Here is a 21421-nt window from a genome sequence, read left to right as displayed (position 1 = left end):
CTTAGCGATTTTTTAAAAGGTCACGGATAAATTCATGCTGTATCTTCTGGCAGAAGGAACGCCGATAAAGTCAATCCCTCTAAGTCCGGGAAACGAACTGGTTTCCGGATCGAGATTTAAGCCATCGTGAAAATTGGGTGTAACAAACCACAGGTTTCTTCCGGACATGCCCAGGCTGGCCGTACCAAAGGGAGTTTTGTCTAGCCATTGTGATGGGAAGGTATAGCTCAAGGCTACCTCTCGTAACCGGAAGACGGTGGCATCAAAGGTGTGAAACTCCTCTGCTGCGTTCCACCCGAAGCCTCCCCGGTCATACCACCAGTTGAAATTCGTAAGATTGATCGTATTCCGGATACGATTTCCATCGGCATCCACTGCAGCCAGGTAATTTCCGTTTTCATCCCTGACCAGGCTTCCGTCTCCATTTCTGGCGGCGATATACCCGGGCATAATCCGGGAAACCATCCGGTCACCAGCATCGTTTGTCAAACCCCTACCGACAATTTCACGGTTGGATTTAGAGTAGAGGTCTCCTCCCTGAACCCAGTCCAGCACAACTGAAAGTTGCAGGCCTTTGTAGGAAAAATCATTGGTAATGCCTACCACAAAATCCGGGTTGGGATCACCGATTACCTGTGGTTCCGGGTTGTCGATGTATTTTCCGTAGGTAGTTCCCGGTAGTCCGTCAATAAGCAAATTTCCTTCGGCATCCCGGATGGCTTTTCGACCTATCAGGATCCCAAAGGGTTGCCCGGTACGGTGCGCTATCTGAACAATTTCACTGCTACCGGCACTACTCGTCAGGACAATCTGGTCAACCCCCTCCTGGAGCTCCAATACCTCGTTTCTATTCCGCGTGAAGGCAGTGAAAATGTCCCAGTTAAGGCCATTGTCCCGTTGTAGGACTTTTAAATTGAGCCCCACTTCCACACCTCTGTTCCGCACCTTTCCTATGTTTACTACCTGAGTAGCCGATCCGCTGGATGGAGGAACATTGATTGCCGTGATTCCGTTTTCAGTGGTTCGGTTGTAATAAGTGACATCCAGACCGATGCGTTGATTGAAGAAGAGCAGTTCAGTGCCCAGTTCGGTTTCGGTCGTTAATTCTGGTTTCAGGAGTGGATTTCCCCGGTTACTATTGATTGCAGAGCCATTGGTGGTACCGTAACCATTCACAAAGGGAAACTGAGTGCTGCCTCCGGAGCTGTTTACCGGTTGATTTAGCAAAAAGTTATTTGTGGTTAGGTAGGGATCGGCATCGTTTCCTACCTGACCCACTCCGGCCCTGATTTTAGCATAATCCAGATAAGAATTGTTCCATTCCAGCGCATCACTCAGAATAATGGAGGTACTGAGTCCAGGGTAAAAGTAACTTCTATTGTCTTCCGGCAAGGTGGAGGACCAGTCGTTTCTGGCGGTCAGGTTTACGAAGGCCCATTCCTGATAGGCCAGGGAAATATCGGTAAACAGGCCGGCAAATCTCCTTTGAACAAAACGATCTTCGATGATAAATTGAGCCGATGTATTAGAAAAGGACCGAATGCCTCTTTCAATAATGCCATTGCCACCAAAACGACTGGTGGAGTTAGTTCGCTGGTTGATATTCCATCCGGTAATGGTGCGGAGGTAAAAATCATCTGATAGGGCCTTATTGATATTGATCAACAGGTTTCCATCCAATTCCGCATTGGAAAAGGTAGACCGGCGCATGAAGCCGGATTGCTGAATGGCAGAGCCAAATCCTCCCGGCTCCATCATGAAAAACCGACGGTCAGTGTAGGCATTGTAGCCGAGCTGGTACGCAACGGATAGCCAGTCAGTGATATTGTAACTGGCCTTGATATTCCCAAAATACCGATCCACATTACTTTCATTCAGTGAATTATCCGCCACCCAATAGGGGTTGTTTGCCGTTCGGTAGTACATGGCACCCCCATCTTCTTCCCGTTGGTAGGGATAGCCGTCCAGATTAAAGCTGGTAGGCATCCATAGCACCAGTTGGGCAGCCGATTGATTGAAGCCTCCAAAATTTCCGCTCCCTAGGGCCGGATTGCTCTGAACCGTGCTGACATAATTCAGTGAGGCATTTAATTTCAATCCATTATCCAATTCAGCATTACCACCCACGTTCGCTGAAATCCGGTTGATGGATGAATTGGGAATGATACCCGAATTGTCCATCCAGGAAAGACCAGCAGAAAGAGATGTTTTTTCGCCGCCTGACTGGATGGATACCGCATGTTCCTGAAGCTTACCGGAATTGAAAAAATTCCGGTATTTGTCGGTAAAAGGTTGGTAGCGTACGTTGTCGCCCCTGCTGGCTACGTTTTGATAAGAAGGGGAGTTGAGGTAAGGGCCAAGCGCGGGATTGGTATAAGGGTGGGGAACTGAATCGTAGGCACTGTAGGGAGCACCGAAGGATCCGAAATAATTCTCAATATACACGTTTCCATTACCACCTTGTCCGTATTGATTCTGATAATCAGGAAGTTTGGCGACTTCTTCTACTCCAAACGAGGTGCTGTAGCTTACCTCCATTCCTTTGCGGGAGACACCGCTCCCACTTTTGGTGGTAATGATTACCACACCGTTTTGCGCTCTTGAGCCATACAGGGCAGCCGCAGCCGCTCCTTTCAGGACGGTGACCGAAGCTACAATATTTGGATCAATGTCGAAAGATCGGTTGGTTACGCTATTTCCTTCCGAGTTTGAAAAACCCTGGGTGGAGTTATCGAAGGGGATACCATCTACGACAAACAGGGGTTGGTTATTTCCAGTGAGGGATGAACTTCCTCGGATGGTAATGTTGGTATTTCCGCCGGTGACACCACCTGATCCCTGAATAAGTACGCCGGCGACTTTTCCGTTCAAGGCCCGGACCACATCCGGTTCAGATCGCTGAGTGATGTCATCGGAATCCACTTCCGAAACGGCGTAGCCCAAGGCTTTCTTTTCCCGCTCTATGCCTATTGCCGTAACGACAACCTCATTCAGGGCACTCGTACTGGAAGCCATGACTACATCAATGACAGATCGGTCGCCAATAGGCTCTTCCTGAGTCTCCATGCCAATAAAGGAATAGACCAGCGTTGTGGCCTGCGAGGATACGTCAAGGGAGTAGTTGCCATCCAAATCGGAAACGGTTCCGGTGGTGGATCCCTTGACCAGTATACTTACCCCTGGTATGGGGGAATTGTCTTCAGCGGATAGGATAGTCCCGCTGATTCGTTGGGTCTGTGCAAAAGAAAATTGCACGAAAGACCATAATAATAAAATTATTGGTAATTTCTTTCTCATGTTATAGTTGTTAGTGGAAGATTGAATTTAATCAATGCCTGAAATTATCAACTATTTTGAGATCAAAACTTGGTCTTTTGACAAAAAAATTGCTTTTAAAAGCAAAAAAAGAGGATATTGTATTCAAAAAGAGAAACGATCCGGGCTCCTTAAAAAAAATGATAAACTTGAAAATAGCGTGTGAATGCCTTGGGTACAAATAGAAAATATAAAATAAAAATTTTTAAAAATAGGTTTTAAGAAATAAATAGTATTAAATTATAATAATAATAAAATAATATAATGTAAATAGACCAATGGTTTAAAATAAACCCATCCGGGTTAAGGTTAGGAGGGTAGAAAGAATAAAATAGAAGGAGATAGAAAATAATCAGAATAATGATTAAATGGGCTAATTGTTTGATTTCAATGAAAGATTTATCAAATTATTAGCATTTTACTAATCAGAATGGCTGTTTATAAATAAAAAATGAATTTGCAGCTGTGTTTAAAAACAAACTGAAAATACCCATTGGGATGATATTTTTTATCCCAATGGGTGTTTTTTAAACTGGGCTACTTCGAGTAGCTGCTTGTAAGTAATTCTGTTTTTTCGGTATAAGGGATAGCAGATAGTTTTGTTATTTTTTCTCCTTTCACTTGTTCAAAAGCCTGTAGGTTCTCTGGCGCAATAGGTTCTGCAGGTGGGATGTCTTCACGAAGCCAATCCACCTGTTTGCCATGTTTCCAAAACCGAAAGCAAAGATGCGGGCCGGTGGCAAGTCCCGTGCTGCCCACGTATCCGATGACCTGACCTTGCTTTACACGAGTACCTTTTCGGATCCCCTTACCAATTTTAGACATGTGCAGGTACTGGGTAGAATAGGTGCCATTGTGTTTTATTTTGACATAATTTCCATTGCCACGGCTGTATCCGGCCTCCAGGACAGTGCCATCGCCCACGGTACGGATTTCAGTACCTCTGGGTGCGGCATAATCGGTGCCCAGGTGGGCTTTGTAGCGTTTTTGAACGGGATGGAAACGGCTTAGACTGTACCGGGAGCTAATCCGCGTGAATCGCAGGGGATCCCGGAGAAATGCCTTTTTGAGGCTATTTCCTTCCTGATCAAAATAGGAAACGATCCCGTTTTGCTCAAAGGGAATGGCATGGTATCCCTGCCCCATGTGCTCAAAATAGGCTGCCTCTATGTCTTCTATGCCTACTGTCCGGTTTTCAACTAGTTGCTCTTTGAATACTACTTTAAATTTATCGCCTTTTTGCAGGCGTTGAAAATCCACTACCCAGCCATACAGATCCGCAAATTGGTCAATGAGGTCAGGAGTCAGCCCTAATTGGGTCATGTTTACGTAGAGGGAGGAATTGATCGTTCCGCCAATCTCCCTGTTAACAATTTCCATTGGCTTACTTTCCAGGTAAATTTCAGGCCGGTCAAGCTTGAATACCACAAACTCGGTGGGATTGGGTTCGTAGATGAAAAATTGTGCCTGTAGCGAATCCTTTGGAGTCAGGACGGTGTATTTTTTATTAAAAGCAATTTTTTTAACGTCAAAAATTTCCGCAGATTTCTTGGCTATTTCGTCTATTATCTGATAGGGAACATTAAAAGGAGCTAAAATGGTAGAGAGTGTTTGGTTTCGTTTAACAATCCCTTCGATAATATCCAACTCATCCACATTAATGCCATATAGGAGGTTTTCTTCTATTGGCACTATTTCTTCGACCAGCACTTTTTCTTCAGTTTCTACTTCCGAAGCAGGAATTTCCTGTTTCTGACTTACCCAATAGCCCATCCCAATAATCAATAGGATTCCACCGTATGTCCAAAATTTTTTCATAAAATCAAGATTAAATAATAAATGTTACACAAAATAAGTCAATTATCTTGATAAATTTCAATCCAACCGCCTTTTTCTTTTTAAATATACGTTTTTTCACTTATTTCCAAGCTGCCGATTGCTACATCAAACGGGTAAAATAGCCCTTCTATTGCTTTATCTTTCACCTAAAATAGCAATCTCTCCATCGAATGTTTATCTTTGGCGATTAATTGCAAACAAACAGAATTATTTATGCTTAGAACACATACTTGTGGGGAATTGCGGTTGGAGGATTTGAATAAAAAAGTAACCCTTGCCGGCTGGGTGCAACGGGTGAGAAACAAAGGGGGTCTTATTTGGGTGGACTTGAGGGACAGGTATGGAATAACCCAGTTGATATTTGAAGAAGGAGAAGCGGAAGTTGCTCTGCTGAAAAGCGCCGGGTCTCTGGGAAGGGAGTTTGTCGTACAGGCCCATGGGAAAGTCATTGAGCGTACGGCAAAAAATAATAAAATCCCTACAGGAGAGATCGAGATAAAAGTAAGTGACTTGCAGGTACTGAACAAGGCGAAGGTACCTCCTTTCATCATTGAAGATGATACGGATGGAGGCGAAGACCTGAGGATGAAGTACCGTTATCTGGACTTGAGAAGAAATATTATCCGGGAAAAACTGCACCTGAGGCACCGAATGATGCAGGAAACCCGAAAATACATGGATCTGGCCAATTTCATGGAAGTAGAAACGCCTGTGCTCATCAAATCCACTCCCGAAGGTGCCAGGGATTTTGTAGTTCCCAGCCGGATTCATGGCGGAGAATTTTACGCCCTTCCCCAGTCGCCGCAAACGTTCAAACAGCTATTGATGGTCAGCGGTTTTGACCGTTATTTTCAGATTGTAAAGTGCTTTAGGGATGAAGACCTACGCGCAGACCGGCAACCCGAGTTTACGCAGATCGACTGTGAAATGTCTTTTGTGGAACAGGAGGATATCCTGGAACTATTTGAGGGCTTGATGCGGCATCTTTTTCAAGAGGTCAAAGGGATGGAGCTGGATGAAGTACAGCGCATGACCTATTCAGATGCCATGAGGCTGTATGGGAATGATAAGCCGGACCTGAGGTTTGGAATGACTTTCGTTGAGTTAAATGAATTGGCCCAGGGAAAAGGGTTTAATGTCTTCGATTCGGCAGACCTGGTAGCAGGGATATGTGCCAAAGGAGCCGCCGACTACACCCGAAAGCAACTGGACGAACTTACTAATTGGGTGAAAAGGCCTCAGATTGGAGCCAAAGGCCTGGTCTATGTCAAGTGTAATTTAGACGGAACCTTTAAATCTTCTGTGGATAAATTTTATAGCCAGGAAGACTTAAAAAGCTGGGCAGAAAAGGCAGGAGCGGCCGCCGGAGATCTATTGTTGGTTTTGTCCGGAGAGCTTCATACAACCCGAAAGCAGCTATCTGAATTGCGCCTCAGAATGGGAGACGATTTGGGATTAAGGGATAGATCGGTTTACAAAGCACTTTGGGTGTTGGACTTTCCTTTATTGGAGTGGGACGAAGAAACGGCCCGATACCATGCCATGCATCACCCGTTTACCTCTCCCAAAACGGAAGACATTCCCTTGCTGGAAACGGATCCGGGGAAAGTGCGCGCAAATGCTTATGATTTGGTTATCAATGGTGTAGAAATAGGGGGTGGCTCCATTCGTATTCACGACAGGGAACGGCAGCAACTCATGTTTAAGCACTTAGGCTTTACAGAGGAAGAGGCCCAGTCTCAGTTTGGGTTCCTGATGGAGGCATTTGAATACGGTGCGCCGCCTCATGGCGGAATTGCCTTTGGGTTTGACAGGCTTTGCGCCATTTTTGGGGGGAGCGATTCGATCAGAGACTACATCGCCTTTCCAAAAAACAATGCAGGAAGAGATGTCATGATCAATTCTCCCAGCAGCATCTCCAGCGATCAGTTAACAGAACTGTCCCTGGCGATTCACCGGAAGAAAGACTAGGCAAAATCGACATCTTACCCAGCACACTTGCTAACGCGGAAAAATCAGATGGCTTCGGATACCCATGATGATTAGAAGCTGTGCTAATGTATAGGTACCCATGATCAGGACATCGCCATCTGGAATGGGTTGAAAAAACTTGTCCAGCGCCAGCAAGCCATCAGAAATAAAGAACAGAAAGGCACCCAGAAACAATTGCCAAAAGCTGGCAGCATTGGTTCTTCCAAACCGTTCCCGGGCCAGCGTCAGCATCATGACCAGGACTAATAAATACATCACTACAGGTATTTTTAGCTCATTTAGCTGCCTATGGATCAAAAAATAAACGAAGGCTGCTAAAATGTAAACCGGTAGATTGTATAGAAACATCTTGATGAAGTTTACCTTTAAGGGATTAAAGAGATGATTTTGCGTAAGCTTGAAAGCGATGATATAGCAAATATGGGTCATAAAAAATGCACCAAGACCATAGAGAAACAAATTGGGGAAGAGGAGTAGGACATCGCCTGCCAGCGAAAAAAATAATGCAGCAGAAACACTTTTTCTTAGCAAGCTTCCCCGGATAAGGGAGGTGGATTGAAGAAAATAACCCAGCAGGAAAGCCATAAGGAGTGGTTTGCTATAAATGCGGTATTGGCTTTCGGAGTGGACAATCAATGCCATGTCTGCCAGAGCTGCAACTAAAAAAAGATAGAGCCAGACAATTCCTTTTTTATACATTTTATTGGTTTTCGGTGGGAGATTTTTATTTCGATCCAAAAGATAAAGACTTTATAGGTAAAAATTCAAACCAGGGGTCGCGAGCAGTTAATTTTGCTCGGATGGTTTTGGAATGATTCGCAAGATGGAAAGTTTAGGTAAATCACCGGGTAATATAAAAAGTGGATTTAAACGTTTATAGCGCGTTTTAGAAAATTTCAGCATAAAAACACTTTTTGGAAGTAGAATTGTAGGCCTTCAAAAAATTTACTTCTTATTTCTAAAGTTAGGGAATTGTTAACTACTTTTACGGTATAAATTGAAAACATAACAATTCGCAAAAAAGATAGTCTTAATATAAGGTTACCTTTGTACCTGCCCAAATAACCAGATTTCTTAACGAAAGTTTTCTAATTCCACCTAATTACTATCAAAAATGAGGCAACTACTACAAAAAAGTCTTTTTGCGTTACTTACCCTTGTATTGACCTCGGGTTTAGCCTATGCGCAGGGAGTCACCACCGCCAGTATGCAGGGAACTGTAACTGATGACACCGGGGAAACGCTGCCCGGAGCAAATGTGGTCGCGATCCACGAACCTTCCGGAACGCGATATGGTGCCGTCACCAATATTGATGGCCGATTTAACCTTCCCAACATGAGAGTAGGAGGTCCGTATACGGTTACCTTTTCATTCGTAGGTTTCGATGAAAAGGTGTTTGATGGCATTATCCTTTCTTTGGGCCAGAAATACACCATCGATGTTACCTTTACGGATGGTGTGGAGCTCGAAGCTGTAGAGATAATCGGAAGAAGAGACGGGATCATGAACTCTGACAGAACAGGTGCATCAACCTCCCTAAACAATGAACGAATCAATTCCATGCCCACGATCAGCAGGGGTATTAATGATTTCACCCGGCTCACGCCTCAAAGTAACGGTACCAGTTTCGGAGGAGCAGATCAAAGGTATAACAACTACACCATTGATGGGAATTTATACAACAACAACTTTGGCTTGGGTTCCAGCCAGTTTGCTGGTGGTAATCCCATCTCTCTGGATGCGATTGAAGAGGTTCAGGTAAACATTGCTCCTTATGATGTCACCCAAAGCGGGTTCACAGGAGCAAATGTGAATGCGATTACCAAAGCGGGCTCTAATGAATGGAGGGGCACCGCCTACACCCTTTTTAGAAATGACCGGTTGCAGGGAATCACCGTAAATGGCGGTCGTGAAGTTCCTTTTTCCGAGTCACAAACCAATATTCATGGAATTGCTTTTGGTGGTCCCATTATCAAGGATAAATTATTTTTCTTCGTAAGTGCAGAAACGGAAATCAATGATCTTCCTGGCGACAACAGATTGGCCGCCCGACCGGAACAAGGGCTGCTTCCTGACAATCAGATTGTATCGAGAGTTCCTGCTGAAAGAGCAGAATTTGTCAGCCAGCAACTAGACCAGTTGTATGGGTACCAGACAGGTGCTTACGAAAACATACCTTTCGCTGATGATGCGACCAGGTTAAACCTTCGCCTGGATTACAATATCAATGACAGAAATAAATTGACCGTAAGGTATAACCGTTTTCAGCAATTAAGGGATGTGACCGTAAACGGAAACAGTATCAGGGGCCTTCCCGGAAATTTACGCTATAGAAATACCAATAGAGGCGGAATTGAGGCATTGACGTTTAGAAATACACATTATACATCTGAGGACAACGTGTCATCCATAGTGGCTGAATTGAATTCAACCCTGGGAGACAACATGGCTAATTCACTGAATATTGGTTATACCAGTGCCGTTACTCAGAGAGGGGTGCCGGGAGGTCAGCAATTTCCGATGATCGAAGTGTTGGAATTTGACGGGAATACCCCCCTTTACTACCTTTCTATGGGTACTGAATTGTTTACAAGGGGAAATCTCCTGGACAACAAGACGTTCAACCTGACCAATAATTTCAATTACTTTTTGGGTAACCATACGTTTACAGCGGGGGTTAATTTCGAATACATGACCTTTGATAATGCCTTTAACCCCACATGGGATTCCTGGTACAGGTACAATTCCTATGATAGTTTTGTAGAGAGTGTGATTAATCAGAATCCGGATGTCATTCCTGATGGATTTGCCATCGGTTTTACTTATGATGCTGATAATCCATTTACGTTGCCTACCGATCAGGTGAGCTTTGGACAAGTAGGTCTGTACATTCAGGATGAATATCAGGCCACCAGAGACTTGAAGATTACCGGAGGTTTACGGGTTGACATGCCTTTTTATCCCATTGATGCCCCCAGAAATTCTCGGTTAGACGCATTAAACATTTCAGTAGAAAACCCAAGGGAGCCTGGTCAAATGATCAGCCCGGATGTGAGTCAGTTTCCTCCGGTAAACCCGGTTTTCTCGCCTAGGTTTGGCTTCAATTGGGATGCCATGAGTGATGGCTCACTGCAGGTAAGAGGGGGTTCGGGATTGTTTACAGCAAGACCTATTTTCGTTCACCTTTCCAATCAGATCAATGCTAATGGTATCACCAGGGGTTTTGTAGGGAGAACCCCAGACCAATGGGCCGAAGGTGAATGGCAGGGCTTCCAATCGGATATTAACTACTACCGACCAAATCCGGCAGAGCAGGAGCCTGATATCTCCAGCTCCGTGAACGTGACAGATGAAAATTTCAAACTGCCCCAAACCTGGAGATCGAATTTGGCCGCAGATTATCAATTTGGAGACGGGTTTATATTTACCCTGGAAGCCATGCATTCCAGCGATTACAACATGCCATTCTCCGCAAACCTGGCCAGTACCCCAACCGGCGAATCAGTCAATATCGGAGGGAATGCTTACCCAACTTACAGCCAGGGAATCAATGGAACGGGAATCAATGAACTGTTTTTGCTAACCAATATCGATGTGGGTACTTACAGCGCGCTGACCTTGTCTTTACAAAAGGATTGGGGATCAGGGATTTTTACCAGCCTGGCCTATACCAGAAGCCAAAAAAGAGATTTTGGCCTGATCGGTGGTTCACAGGCAGCGTCCCTGTGGCCTACAGGAGTACAGACAGATCGAAATAATCCGGAGGAAGGTTTTAACCGCTTTGACCAACCGAACAGGGTAGTGGGTTTAATATCCTTCAATACCAAGGGATTAAATGAATACAATAACACTCAAATTTCACTTTTTTATGAGGGTGGAGAGCAAGGCAGATACAGCTACACCTATTCCGGTAATTTTGGAGATGGCGGCGGTATCCGTTTGATGTATGTTCCCGAAAGCCTTGAAGATGCCCAGTTAGTGGACCGTGTCTCAGGAGGGGTAATCACCCAGACGGCGGCAGAGCAATGGGATATTTTGGATCAGTACATAGAGAATGATCCTTATTTAAGAGAAAATAGAGGACAGGTAACCGAAAGAAATGGTGCCCTATTGCCTTGGTTGCACCGATTTGATTTCAGGTTGATACAGGATCTTCACCTGACTAAAGATACCAATCAGCATAAACTTCAGATTTCCCTGGATATTTTAAATGTAGGGAACCTATTGAAGGATTCATGGGGAGTCGGAAGGCAGGTGATACAAAGTAACCTCTTGGATCTTAATGGAGTAGATGATAGCGGCAATGCCCAGTTTACCTTAAATAGTATTCAAGGTCAGTCCGGTGTTTACCCTACCCAAATTTCCCAGTCCCTCTTTAACCTCAACCAGACCTGGAATGCCCAGGTTGGCTTAAGGTATATTTTCAAATAATCTGTGGTCCAAAGAAAATACTCCTATTATGAATCATACGTTTAATAATATCCTATTTCTTCTGGCAGCGGGCATACTGATGGCTGGCTGTATTGATGCAAATTACGAGGAGCCTGTAGCGGGGCGAACCGAAGACCAACTTCTCAGCAATGTGATTGCAGCCCAATCAGAGTTGAGTATCTTCAATGAACTTCTGGATAGCGAAGGCTTGCTGCCTTTATTGGTGAGTAGGCAAACCCAGGACCAGCGGGCAGTCTTTGCTCCTACAGATGCCGCTATTGAAGCGTTTATGTCCGAAAATGGGTTTGAATCGGCGGATAATATTGAGGGTCTGGAGAACGTCCTGGCGTATCATATCGCAGAGGCGAATATCAAGCAATCTGATCTAAACCGGACCAATTATAATTTCATTCAAACCAATGCCGACCAGAATATCTTTGTCAACCGATCCGGAGGCGAGGTGAGATTTAACAACCAAACCGTCAATATCCTGCGTTCTGAAAGTGGAAATGGAACGGTACACCTGATTGATGAGGTATTGCTCCCGAGGTCAAATGCCATGACAGCCTACCTGGATGAAAATCCGGAGCTGAGTGTATTTAAGCAAGTGGTTGAACTTTTAGGGCTGAATTCACAATTGTCTACTAATTTCAGGACATTATTTATCCCTAATAATCAAGCATTTGCAGATTTATTGACTGCGATTGGAGCAGGGTCTCTGGATGAGTTGGTTGAGATAGTTGGTGAAGAAGCATTGGAAGAGATTGTCAGGTACCATATTGTAAACGATCTGGTCTACTCTGGAAATGTTTCCAATAATCAGACCCTGACCCCTCAGTTTGCAGGAGAGGTTATGCCCAGGATTTCAATTGATAGTGAGAATGTGATGCTTACCTATGGGGAAGACCATGGATCTTCTACCCAGGTGACCGTGAATGATGATATTTTCCAAACAGGCTTTGTTCATATTATTGATAAGGTGATGCTACCTGTTAGGGAAATTGACTAAAATAGAATTCCTTAATTTCAACTGAGAATACATGGTAATCGGGCCACCTTGATTGAAGCAGGGTGGCCTGATTTTCTGCTTATGTGAGAGAACCTCCGATATCTGCTCGATTACCGGGCATTTATTGCCTGCCATTGGTGTTCTCGATTTGCCTCTCGTGTTTATTTATTTCCTTATAATAAAAATATCAGTTAATTTAGTAGTTCGTTGGAATGTTTTCAGAAGGATAATGTTGCTTTTTTATATAGAAAGGCAGATGAAAGAATTTTAATTTCCAAAACGATAAACAAAAGCGAGAAAATTTGATTCTTGTATAGTACTGATTTAGCCACTAAAACTAATTTTATACCAGCGCCCGTAATGAAAAAACAGACCAAAATTATTTTGATAATTATCATCGTTTTGGTGATAAGCGTCTTATTTTTTTACCCCAGAATGGATATTTTAAGCGGGGGGGAGGAAAAAGCGGCCACTTCGCAAAACGGTGAAAATCAATCCAGTTTGCCGGTGAACGTTGTCGAACTTAAGCAGGAAAAGCTGGAAAATAACCTGAATATCACCGGTTCCTTGATTCCCAATGAAATTGTCACCTTAAGGCCGGAAGTAGCCGGGCTGGTAGAAAAGGTAGCCTTCAATGAGGGACAATTTGTAAGAAAGGGAACCCCCTTACTTTACCTGAATGACGAGGAGCTGGATGCCCAGCGGGAAAGGCTGAGATATACCAAAAAATTGTACGAAAGCCAGGAGAACAGGCAGAAGGAATTGCTGTCCCGGGAGGCGATCAGCCAGGAAGAATATGACATTGTCCTAAATCAGTACAATACCAATCTGGCTGATTTAAGGCTTATTGAGGCGCAATTGAGTAAGATGGTTATTCGTGCCCCATTTGATGGGGAATTGGGATTCCGGCAGGTTTCCGAGGGAAGCGTTATCGGAACTACGGACGTGATTTCCAATATCGTCAATGTGGATCCGATCAAGATCGAATTTTCCATTCCGGAACGGTATGTCAATGAAATCAAACAGGGTTCACTGGTTTACTTTAGGGCAAACAACAGCAGTGAGGAGGCCGAGGGAAAAGTGTATGCCATAGAGCCCAATGTAGATGCAGCGACCAGAACCCTAAAAATCAGGGCGAGGAGTCCCAATAAGGAAAAGAAATTTTTGCCCGGGATGTTTGTAAGGGTACGGTTGGTATTAAATGAAATAGACAATGCGATCATGATTCCTTCCGAATCCCTGATCCCCGAATTGGAGGGGTATAAGGTGTTTATAGCCAATGAAGGGAAAATTGAATCCAGAAAGGTGACCATTGGTCAACGGACGGATACCAGGGTTCAAGTTTTAGACGGTCTGGCTCCGGGGGAGCTGGTTTTAACTACCGGTGTATTGCAAGCCCGTGAAGGGATGCCTGTCAACGTCAACCAAATTAATTGATCATCATGTCCAGTTTATCCACTATCAGTATACGAAGGCCCGTATTGTCCATTGTCATGTCCTTGACCATCATCATTTTCGGTGTAATAGGGATATCCTATCTGGGCGTCAGGGAATTTCCGAGCGTGGACCCTCCGGTGGTTAATGTCAGGACCACCTATGTAGGAGCCAATGCCGATGTAATAGAGGCCCAGATTACAGAACCCCTGGAAGAAGGGATCAATGGGATATCCGGAATCAAAAGCCTGACATCCATCTCCAACGATGGAGGAAGCAGCATCACGGTGGAATTTGAAGTCGGAGCCGACATGGAGGCGGCGGCCAATGATGTTAGGGACCGGGTTTCCAGGGCTCGGCGTAACCTACCTATCGATGCCGAACCCCCTATCGTTACCAAGCAGGATGCAGACACCCAGCCAATTGTTTTTCTAAATATCCAAAGCGATCAGCGTAGCTTACTGGAGTTATCAGATATAGCAGCCAATATTTTTAAAGAGCGGCTTCAGACCATCGACGGGGTAAGTGAGATACGGATCTGGGGAGAAAAGGAATATGCGATCAGGTTGAGGATGGATCCCCTGAGGATGGCATCCTATGGTATTACTCCCCTGGACGTGCTTACCAAGGTACAAAGCGAGAATGTGGAACTTCCTACAGGAAGTATTGAAGGGCAGTCGATAGAGCTTTCGGTCAGGACCAGAAGCCGCATGAGTACTCCTGAGGAATTCAACCGACTGATTATCAAAGAAGAGGAAAACAATGTAGTGCGATTTCAGGATATTGGCAATGCCGAATTGGCTCCTCTCAATGAAAGAACGGTTTTGAAAAGAGATGGAGTACCCATGGTAGGGGTAGCCCTCGTTCCGCTTCCGGGTTCGAATAGCATCGAAATCATGGATGAATTCTACCGAAGATTGGAGTTTATTCAAAAAGATTTGCCCGAAGACATAAAACTGGGAATCGGTTTTGATACCACCAAATATATCCGGAGCTCTATCAGTGAAGTCCAGGAAACCATCTTTCTGGCTTTTGTGCTGGTAGTGCTGATCATTTTTATCTTTCTCCGGGATTGGAGGACCACGTTCATCCCGGTGCTGACCATTCCGATCAGTTTGATCGGCGTATTTTTCATCATGTATTTTGCAGGTTTTTCCATCAACGTACTTACCTTACTAGGCATCGTGTTGTCCATTGGATTGGTGGTGGATGATGCCATTGTGGTACTGGAGAACATTTATACAAAAATTGAAGGGGGAGAAGACCCTGATAAAGCGGCTGAAAAGGGTGCTGAGGAGATATTTTTCGCCGTAATTGCTACCACCGTAGCATTGGCTGCAGTGTTCTTACCGGTTATTTTCCTTACCGGTACTACGGGTAGATTATTTAGGGAATTTGGTGTGGTAGTGGCCGGAGCGGTGATCATTTCTTCTTTTGTGGCCCTCACCATGACCCCCATGCTAAGTTCCAAATTGCTTAAGAAAAGGGAAAAGAAAAATTGGCTTTATACCAAAACAGAACCTTTCTTTTTGTGGTTGAATGACCTTTATGCAGGAGCCTTATCCCGTTTTATGAAAGTAAAATGGCTTTCCTTCGTGTTATTGGCCATTATGGGTTTTGGTACCTACCTTCTTTTCAATGATATACCTTCCGAATTGGCTCCCATAGAGGACAGGGGACAAATAAGGATCAACCTTGCCGGACCGGAAGGAGCCACTTTTAGCTATATGGACAGGGTCATAGATGAAATGACCGAAGAATTGATGAATTTGGTGCCGGATGAGGAAAGAGAAGGATTGATTTCAGTTACCTCACCGGGATTTGGAACGGCTAGTACCAATTCAGGTTTTGTGCGGGTAGCTCTCGTAGATGCGGAAGAACGAGCAAGGTCCCAACAGGAGATTTTTGATGAGGTTTCGGAATACCTGAAAACCAAAACAGCGGTCCGGGCTTTTGGGGCACAAGAACCGTCTATTGGCGACCGCAGGGCGGGGTTACCCATCCAGTATGTCATTCAGGCGCAGACGTTGGAGAAATTAAAAGAGATTATTCCGGTCTTTATGGAAAGGGTAGGTCAAAATTCGGCATTTAGCTTTTCGGATGTCAACCTGAAATTTACCAAGCCAGAAATTGAAGTGGAGATAGACCGGGAAAAAGCCAGGAATATAGGGGTATCTGTTCAGGAAATAGCAAGAACCCTTCAGTTAAGTTATTCCGGTCAGCGTTTCGATTATTTTATCATGAATGGAAAGCAGTATCAGGTAGTTGGAGAAATGCGGTTGGAAGACAGAAATGAACCCATCAATCTACGAATGCTCTATGTCAGAGGGGAGGACGGGCAACTGGTGCAAATGGATAACCTGGTGACCATTTCAGAAAGAAGCACCCCACCGCAGCTTTACCGATTCAATCGTTTTGTCAGTGCCACCGTGCAGGCCCAGTTGGCACCGGGCGAAACGGTGGGAACAGGCCTGGAAGAAATGGATAAAATTGCTGCTGAAGTGTTAGATGAAACGTATTCCACTGATGTGGCTGGCTTGTCCAAGGAATACCGGGATAGTTCCAGCAGTTTGGTATTTGCCTTTATCTTTGCCCTGGTGTTGATTTACCTGGTTCTTTCAGCCCAATTTGAAAGCTTTATGGATCCGCTGACCATTATGTTTACGGTTCCCCTGGCGATATTTGGAGCATTGTTTTCCTTGTGGGTATTTGACTTTACCCTCAATGTTTTTAGTCAGATCGGAATCATTATGCTTATCGGATTGGTCACCAAGAACGGTATCCTGATAGTGGAGTTTGCCAACCAGCGGAAAGCTGCCGGGATGAGTATTTCTGAAGCCATAGAAGGAGCTGCTGCGGCTCGTTTCAGGCCCATTTTGATGACCAGTTTATCCACCATTTTGGGTATTCTTCCTATTGCCCTGGCCCTTGGAGCCGGATCTGAAGGAAGGGTGCCAATGGGCGTGGCGGTTATTGGTGGATTGCTATTAGCTACCATTCTGACGCTGTTTGTAATTCCAGGCATTTATACTTATTTGACATCTAAAGAGGGCAGATTAGCAAGAGTCTAGTATGAAGAAATTTTTATTGTTAAGTGTGTTGATCGTTTTTTCCTCCGGCCTTCTGGCACAGGAAAAAGAATTATTGACTTTTGAAAAAGCCGTTGAGATTGGGTTGGAAAACAACTTTGACGTTAAAATAGCCACCAACCAGGTTTTGTTGACTGAAAACGACCGGAAGGTAGGCAGCAGTGTGCTGATGCCAACCCTCGACGTGAACAATACCAGGGGGTACCGTCGAGAGGATACCGAACAGGCCTTTGTCAATGACCCTGAAAATCCCAGGATCATTCCCGGAGCGCAAACAAGAACCAATAATTACAGTCTTGTAGCCATATACGGGTTTAGTGCGGACGCGGTAGTAGCCCTGCAAAGGTTAGGGAAATTGGCAGAGGTGAGTGAACTGGAGGCCAAAGTGGTGATTGAGAACACCGTAGCGGCAATAGCAACGGCCTATTACAGGTTGGTTCTGGAGCAGCAAAGGTATGATGTGTTGAACAATACCTTGGAGCTTTCTGATGAAAGGCTGGAAATTGCCAAAGCCCAATATGAATTTGGGAGGGCATCCAAGCGGGATTTTCTTGCCGCCCAGGTAGATTATAATGCCGACCTTACTGCTTTGGTAACCCAGGAGCAGGTGATTCAAAATTCCAGAGTAAACCTCAATGAGTTACTGGCGTTGGGCTTGGATGATAATTTTGCAGTGAGAGACACCATTACCATCAAGGAGGACCTATCCATGGAGGAGTTGCGGGAAAATGCCTATAGCCAGAATAAGATGTTTTTGGTGACTCAGCGCATGGAAAATGTGGCCTACCTACAGCTCAAGGAATTGAGAGCGCAGCGTTTACCTACCATCACTTTAAATGGTTCCTACAATGATAATACGCTGAATTCCGACGCAGGATTTCTGTTGAGCAACGAACAACAGGGGATTAACCTGGGGGCGACCATTAGCTTAAATCTTTTCAGTGGTCTTTCTTTGAACCGGCAAATTCAGGGAGCCAAGATTCAAATCAATAACCAAAGGCATTTGATGGAGCAATACGAAAACCAGATGCTATCGGATTTGCAGCGGACCTTCAACACGTATCAAAATAGCAAAAGGCTGCTTGAAATCGAAAGAAATAACTACGAAGTAGCGATTGAAAATGCAGATATCACTTTGGATCGTTTTCGGCTGGGGATTACCAATTACCTGGAATTCCGTGACGCACAGGTAAATCGATTGCAGGCAGAAAGCCGGTTGATCGAGTCTCTGTTTGCAATCAAGGAAAATGAAATTGAATTAATGCGGCTTTCAGGGAAAATTTATTTCCCTGAAACAGAAAATTAAGTTTTTTTTGGAAGTAAAGAAAAAAAGGCCTGGGGTAATCCAACAGGCCTTTTTTGTTTTATTAAGGATAAAAAGCTATTATTGAATATACCAACGTCCTTTTGGGACCGCCTGTTGTATGTCAAATACTCGTTTCTTTTTTCAGTTGGTGATTTTTCTGATCATCGGAATAAGTGCCTGTGCTCCCACTGAAAATGCTGATACCGAACCTGAATTTTGGGAATCACCCGCTGAAATTGACTTTGATGCTATTAAAAGCAGAGGATACTTACGGGCTATTGTGGATAATTCATCCACCAGCTATTATATCTATCGGGGGAGGACCATGGGCTACGAGTTTGAAATGCTTCGTAACCTGGCCAATCAACTTGGAGTAGGGCTGCGTTTGATTGTCAGACACGATCTGGAGGATGCCTTTCGGTTGTTGAATAAAGGAAGAGCAGATATTGTTGCCATTAATTTTGAAGTGAACGAACGACGAAAAAAATACGCCGCATTTACGGACCCGGTGGGCCAAATGAAAACCGTTCTGGTTCAACGCAAAGATCAGACCCATTTGGATAGCTTGAAGCAATTGGACGGGAAGGAAGTTTTCATTAAAAGGGGAACGGTATACCAGTCTCGGTTAACGGCACTGCAGGATTCCCTTCGGTTGGATTTTGCCCTTCAGGAAGAAAACACCAGCCTCGAAAACCTGATTACTCAGGTTGTGCGGGAAGAAATTGATTATACCGTAGTAGATGATGATATCGCACTGGTAAATGCCACTTATTACGACAACCTTGATGTCAGTCTCATGGTCAGTCCCTCCAATCCTGTTTCCTGGGCGGTGAGGAAAAATTCTCCGGAATTATTGGGAAAAATCAACGAATGGGTGGAGCGAATCAAGCGAACAGGCTACCAGGCCATTCTATACAATAAATATTTCCTCAACAAAAAGAATAGCGTCTACCGGTCCTCTTCAGCCTTTTCATCCGTCTCAGGTGGGAGTATTTCTCCCTACGATGAAATCATTAAAGCGGGCGCAGACCAACTGGGCTGGGACTGGCGGCTTCTCTCTGCCCTTGTTTACAAAGAAAGTAGGTTTAATACTTCCGCCGTATCCTATGCAGGTGCAGTAGGTTTATTACAACTCATGCCCGTTACCCTTCAACGCTTTGGCGTAAGGGACCCTAACAATCCCAATGAAAGTTTAAGAGGGGGAGTGAACTACCTGAAATACCTGGATGGTTTCTGGATGGAAAGGGTGCCAGATAATACCCAACGGATAAAATTTATTTTGGCCTCCTACAATGTCGGCCATGGTCACGTTCAGGATGCATGGCGATTGGCCTACAAATATGGGAAGGATACGCGCCGCTGGGAGAATGTGGCCTATTACCTGGAAAGGAAGTCCCAACCGGAAATTTACCGTGATCCCTGGGTGAAAAGCGGTTATGCCAAAGGGCACGTAACTGTCCGCTATGTACGGGAAGTGTATGGTTTGTATGAATCCTATAAAGTGTTGGTTGATCCTTGATTCTCCGGAATCATTTCAGCCATTATTTTGGCAGATAACAAGCAAAGCGGAATGCCTCCACCCGGATGCACACTACCTCCGCAAAAATACAAACCCTTAATCCGGGAGTGATTAGCATGCCGTAAAAAGGCAGCGTACCGATTATTAGAGCTGTTTCCATAGAGGGCCCCATTTGCGGAAGCGGTTTTTGTTTCAATGGTAATGGGGTCGAGTAGTTCCTCCACCTCAATTAGTGGTTCAATGTCGGTGTTCAGAGTACGGTTGATTTTTTCAATGATGGCTGATCGGGCACGGGATGTTAGCAGTGTCCAATCCTGTCCCTGATTATTGGGGACATTGATCATCGTAAACCAGTTCATGCAGTCGGCAGGGGCATCATCTTTTTTATAAACTGATGTGATGTTAATGTATACGGTAGGGTCCCTATAAATCGTTTTTTTCGAAAAGATATGGTCAAACTCCTCTTTATAGTCCTCACTAAATAAAATGTTATGCAGGTCCAGTTCGGGAAACGTTTTTTTGATGCCCCAGTAAAAAATCAAAGCCGAGCTTGATTTGGGTTGCTGCAATAGACGCGTTGGTTGTTGCTGGTCTTTAAGCAGGGTTTTATAGGCATTTACCATATCCATATTATTGACCAGCAAATCAGCCTTATGAACCTTCCCGTTCACCTGGATCCCTTTAGCCCGATTTTTTTCAACGACTATTTTCTCCACTTTTTGGTTAAAATGGAATTGAACGCCAAGTTCACATGCTAGCTTGTAGAGGCTTTCCGTAATAGCATGCATGCCCTTTTCCGGAAAATAGGCTCCTCTGTTAAATTCCAGGTGGGGAATAATATTCAAGGTGGCCGGCGTTTGGTAAGGATTGGACCCATTGTAGGTTGCATAACGATTAAACAATTGAACCATCTTAGGATGGGTAAATTGCTTTTGGTTAGACTCGTTCATGGTTTGAAACAAACCTAGCTTACCCAAACGTACATAAGCTTTCAACGCATTGCTGCCAACCCAGGTACCGATCCGGTGTAGGGATCGGTGCATAAAGAGGGGGGAAAGGTATTTGTAGATAAAGGAAGCATTTTCAAGAGCCTGAAGAATATTTTCGCGTTTTTCCCCCAATTTCGATGCTACTTCTTCAGCAAATTTACCGGTATCGGAATAGGCTTTTATGTGGGTTCCGTCTTCCCAGAAATAATGACAGTTTACAGGCAACCTAATGTAGCTGAAATGATCCGGAGGGTTTTTACCCGATAGGGTGAACAATTCTTCCACTTGTTCCGGCAAGGTGAATAAAGAGGGCCCGGTATCAAACCGGTAGCCACCCTGCCTAATCTCAGCCAATTTTCCCCCGGGATAGGCATTCGCCTCAAACACCTGAACCTGATATCCTTTATTGGCAAGTCGGATGCTGCTGGCCAGTCCGGCTATGCCTGAACCAATAATGATTACTTGGTTTTTCATAAGGGTAAAACTAAAAGAAATCC

11 protein-coding genes are annotated in these 21421 nt (G+C 44.6%); 7 read left to right on the top strand and 4 right to left on the bottom strand.

Annotated elements, in window-relative coordinates:
- Positions 1 to 12: 12 nt before the first annotated feature.
- Positions 13 to 3297: a SusC/RagA family TonB-linked outer membrane protein gene (locus tag GJS45_RS18795; protein WP_162343416.1), complete on the bottom strand. Its 3285-nt coding sequence runs from the start codon at positions 3295 to 3297 to the stop codon at positions 13 to 15.
- Positions 3298 to 3852: 555 nt separating this feature from the next.
- Positions 3853 to 5133, bottom strand: coding sequence for a M23 family metallopeptidase (locus tag GJS45_RS18790; protein ID WP_162343415.1), 1281 nt, complete (start codon positions 5131 to 5133; stop codon positions 3853 to 3855).
- A gap of 234 nt (positions 5134 to 5367) precedes the next feature.
- Here GJS45_RS18790 and aspS point away from each other — a divergent pair, with 234 nt between their 5' ends.
- Positions 5368 to 7125: an aspartate--tRNA ligase gene (aspS, locus tag GJS45_RS18785; protein WP_162343414.1), complete on the top strand. Its 1758-nt coding sequence runs from the start codon at positions 5368 to 5370 to the stop codon at positions 7123 to 7125.
- Positions 7126 to 7155: 30 nt separating this feature from the next.
- Here the strand turns inward: aspS and GJS45_RS18780 are convergent, their stop codons facing one another.
- Complete coding sequence (locus tag GJS45_RS18780) at positions 7156 to 7845, bottom strand: lysoplasmalogenase (RefSeq protein ID WP_162343413.1); 690 nt, start codon at positions 7843 to 7845, stop codon at positions 7156 to 7158.
- 415 nt (positions 7846 to 8260) lie between these two features.
- On the opposite strand from GJS45_RS18780, the gene GJS45_RS18775 reads away from it, so the two are divergent.
- From GJS45_RS18775 to GJS45_RS18750, 6 genes are all read left to right on the top strand, one after another.
- Entirely contained in the window at positions 8261 to 11578 is a 3318-nt protein-coding gene (locus tag GJS45_RS18775) for a TonB-dependent receptor (protein WP_162343412.1), read from the top strand.
- Positions 11579 to 11606: 28 nt separating this feature from the next.
- The gene (locus GJS45_RS18770; RefSeq protein ID WP_162343411.1) at positions 11607 to 12587 is read left to right on the top strand and encodes a fasciclin domain-containing protein; all 981 of its coding nucleotides are present in this window, start codon (positions 11607 to 11609) and stop codon (positions 12585 to 12587) included.
- A gap of 360 nt (positions 12588 to 12947) precedes the next feature.
- Positions 12948 to 14024: an efflux RND transporter periplasmic adaptor subunit gene (locus GJS45_RS18765; protein WP_162343410.1), complete on the top strand. Its 1077-nt coding sequence runs from the start codon at positions 12948 to 12950 to the stop codon at positions 14022 to 14024.
- A 5-nt stretch (positions 14025 to 14029) separates the two neighbouring features.
- On the top strand, positions 14030 to 17092 hold the full coding sequence (locus GJS45_RS18760; RefSeq protein WP_162343409.1) for an efflux RND transporter permease subunit: 3063 nt from the start codon (positions 14030 to 14032) through the stop codon (positions 17090 to 17092).
- A 1-nt stretch (position 17093) separates the two neighbouring features.
- A complete protein-coding gene (locus GJS45_RS18755) occupies positions 17094 to 18416 on the top strand; it encodes a TolC family protein (protein ID WP_162343408.1) in 1323 nt (440 codons plus the stop codon).
- Between the two features lie 118 nt (positions 18417 to 18534).
- Positions 18535 to 19935 carry an MltF family protein gene (locus tag GJS45_RS18750; RefSeq protein WP_162343407.1) on the top strand — a complete coding sequence of 467 codons (1401 nt, stop codon included), beginning with the start codon at positions 18535 to 18537 and terminating at the stop codon, positions 19933 to 19935.
- Here the strand turns inward: GJS45_RS18750 and crtD are convergent.
- A complete protein-coding gene (crtD, locus tag GJS45_RS18745) occupies positions 19911 to 21398 on the bottom strand; it encodes a 1-hydroxycarotenoid 3,4-desaturase CrtD (protein ID WP_162343406.1) in 1488 nt (495 codons plus the stop codon). The genes GJS45_RS18750 and crtD overlap by 25 nt on opposite strands.
- Positions 21399 to 21421: the final 23 nt, after the last annotated feature.

This window comes from Cyclobacterium salsum (genome assembly GCF_010119245.1).
Taxonomy (GTDB): domain Bacteria; phylum Bacteroidota; class Bacteroidia; order Cytophagales; family Cyclobacteriaceae; genus Cyclobacterium; species Cyclobacterium salsum.
This window is presented reverse-complemented; position numbering and strand designations above follow the sequence as displayed.

Excerpts from the sequence above, each read along its gene's own strand:
- GJS45_RS18795 (WP_162343416.1), bottom strand. The coding sequence starts at position 3,297 with ATGAGAAAGAAATTACCAATAATTTTATTATTATGGTCTTTCGTGCAA.
- GJS45_RS18790 (WP_162343415.1), bottom strand. The coding sequence starts at position 5,133 with ATGAAAAAATTTTGGACATACGGTGGAATCCTATTGATTATTGGGATG.
- aspS (WP_162343414.1), top strand. The coding sequence starts at position 5,368 with ATGCTTAGAACACATACTTGTGGGGAATTGCGGTTGGAGGATTTGAAT.
- GJS45_RS18780 (WP_162343413.1), bottom strand. The coding sequence starts at position 7,845 with ATGTATAAAAAAGGAATTGTCTGGCTCTATCTTTTTTTAGTTGCAGCT.
- GJS45_RS18775 (WP_162343412.1), top strand. The coding sequence starts at position 8,261 with ATGAGGCAACTACTACAAAAAAGTCTTTTTGCGTTACTTACCCTTGTA.
- GJS45_RS18770 (WP_162343411.1), top strand. The coding sequence starts at position 11,607 with ATGAATCATACGTTTAATAATATCCTATTTCTTCTGGCAGCGGGCATA.
- GJS45_RS18765 (WP_162343410.1), top strand. The coding sequence starts at position 12,948 with ATGAAAAAACAGACCAAAATTATTTTGATAATTATCATCGTTTTGGTG.
- GJS45_RS18760 (WP_162343409.1), top strand. The coding sequence starts at position 14,030 with ATGTCCAGTTTATCCACTATCAGTATACGAAGGCCCGTATTGTCCATT.
- GJS45_RS18755 (WP_162343408.1), top strand. The coding sequence starts at position 17,094 with ATGAAGAAATTTTTATTGTTAAGTGTGTTGATCGTTTTTTCCTCCGGC.
- GJS45_RS18750 (WP_162343407.1), top strand. The coding sequence starts at position 18,535 with ATGTCAAATACTCGTTTCTTTTTTCAGTTGGTGATTTTTCTGATCATC.
- crtD (WP_162343406.1), bottom strand. The coding sequence starts at position 21,398 with ATGAAAAACCAAGTAATCATTATTGGTTCAGGCATAGCCGGACTGGCC.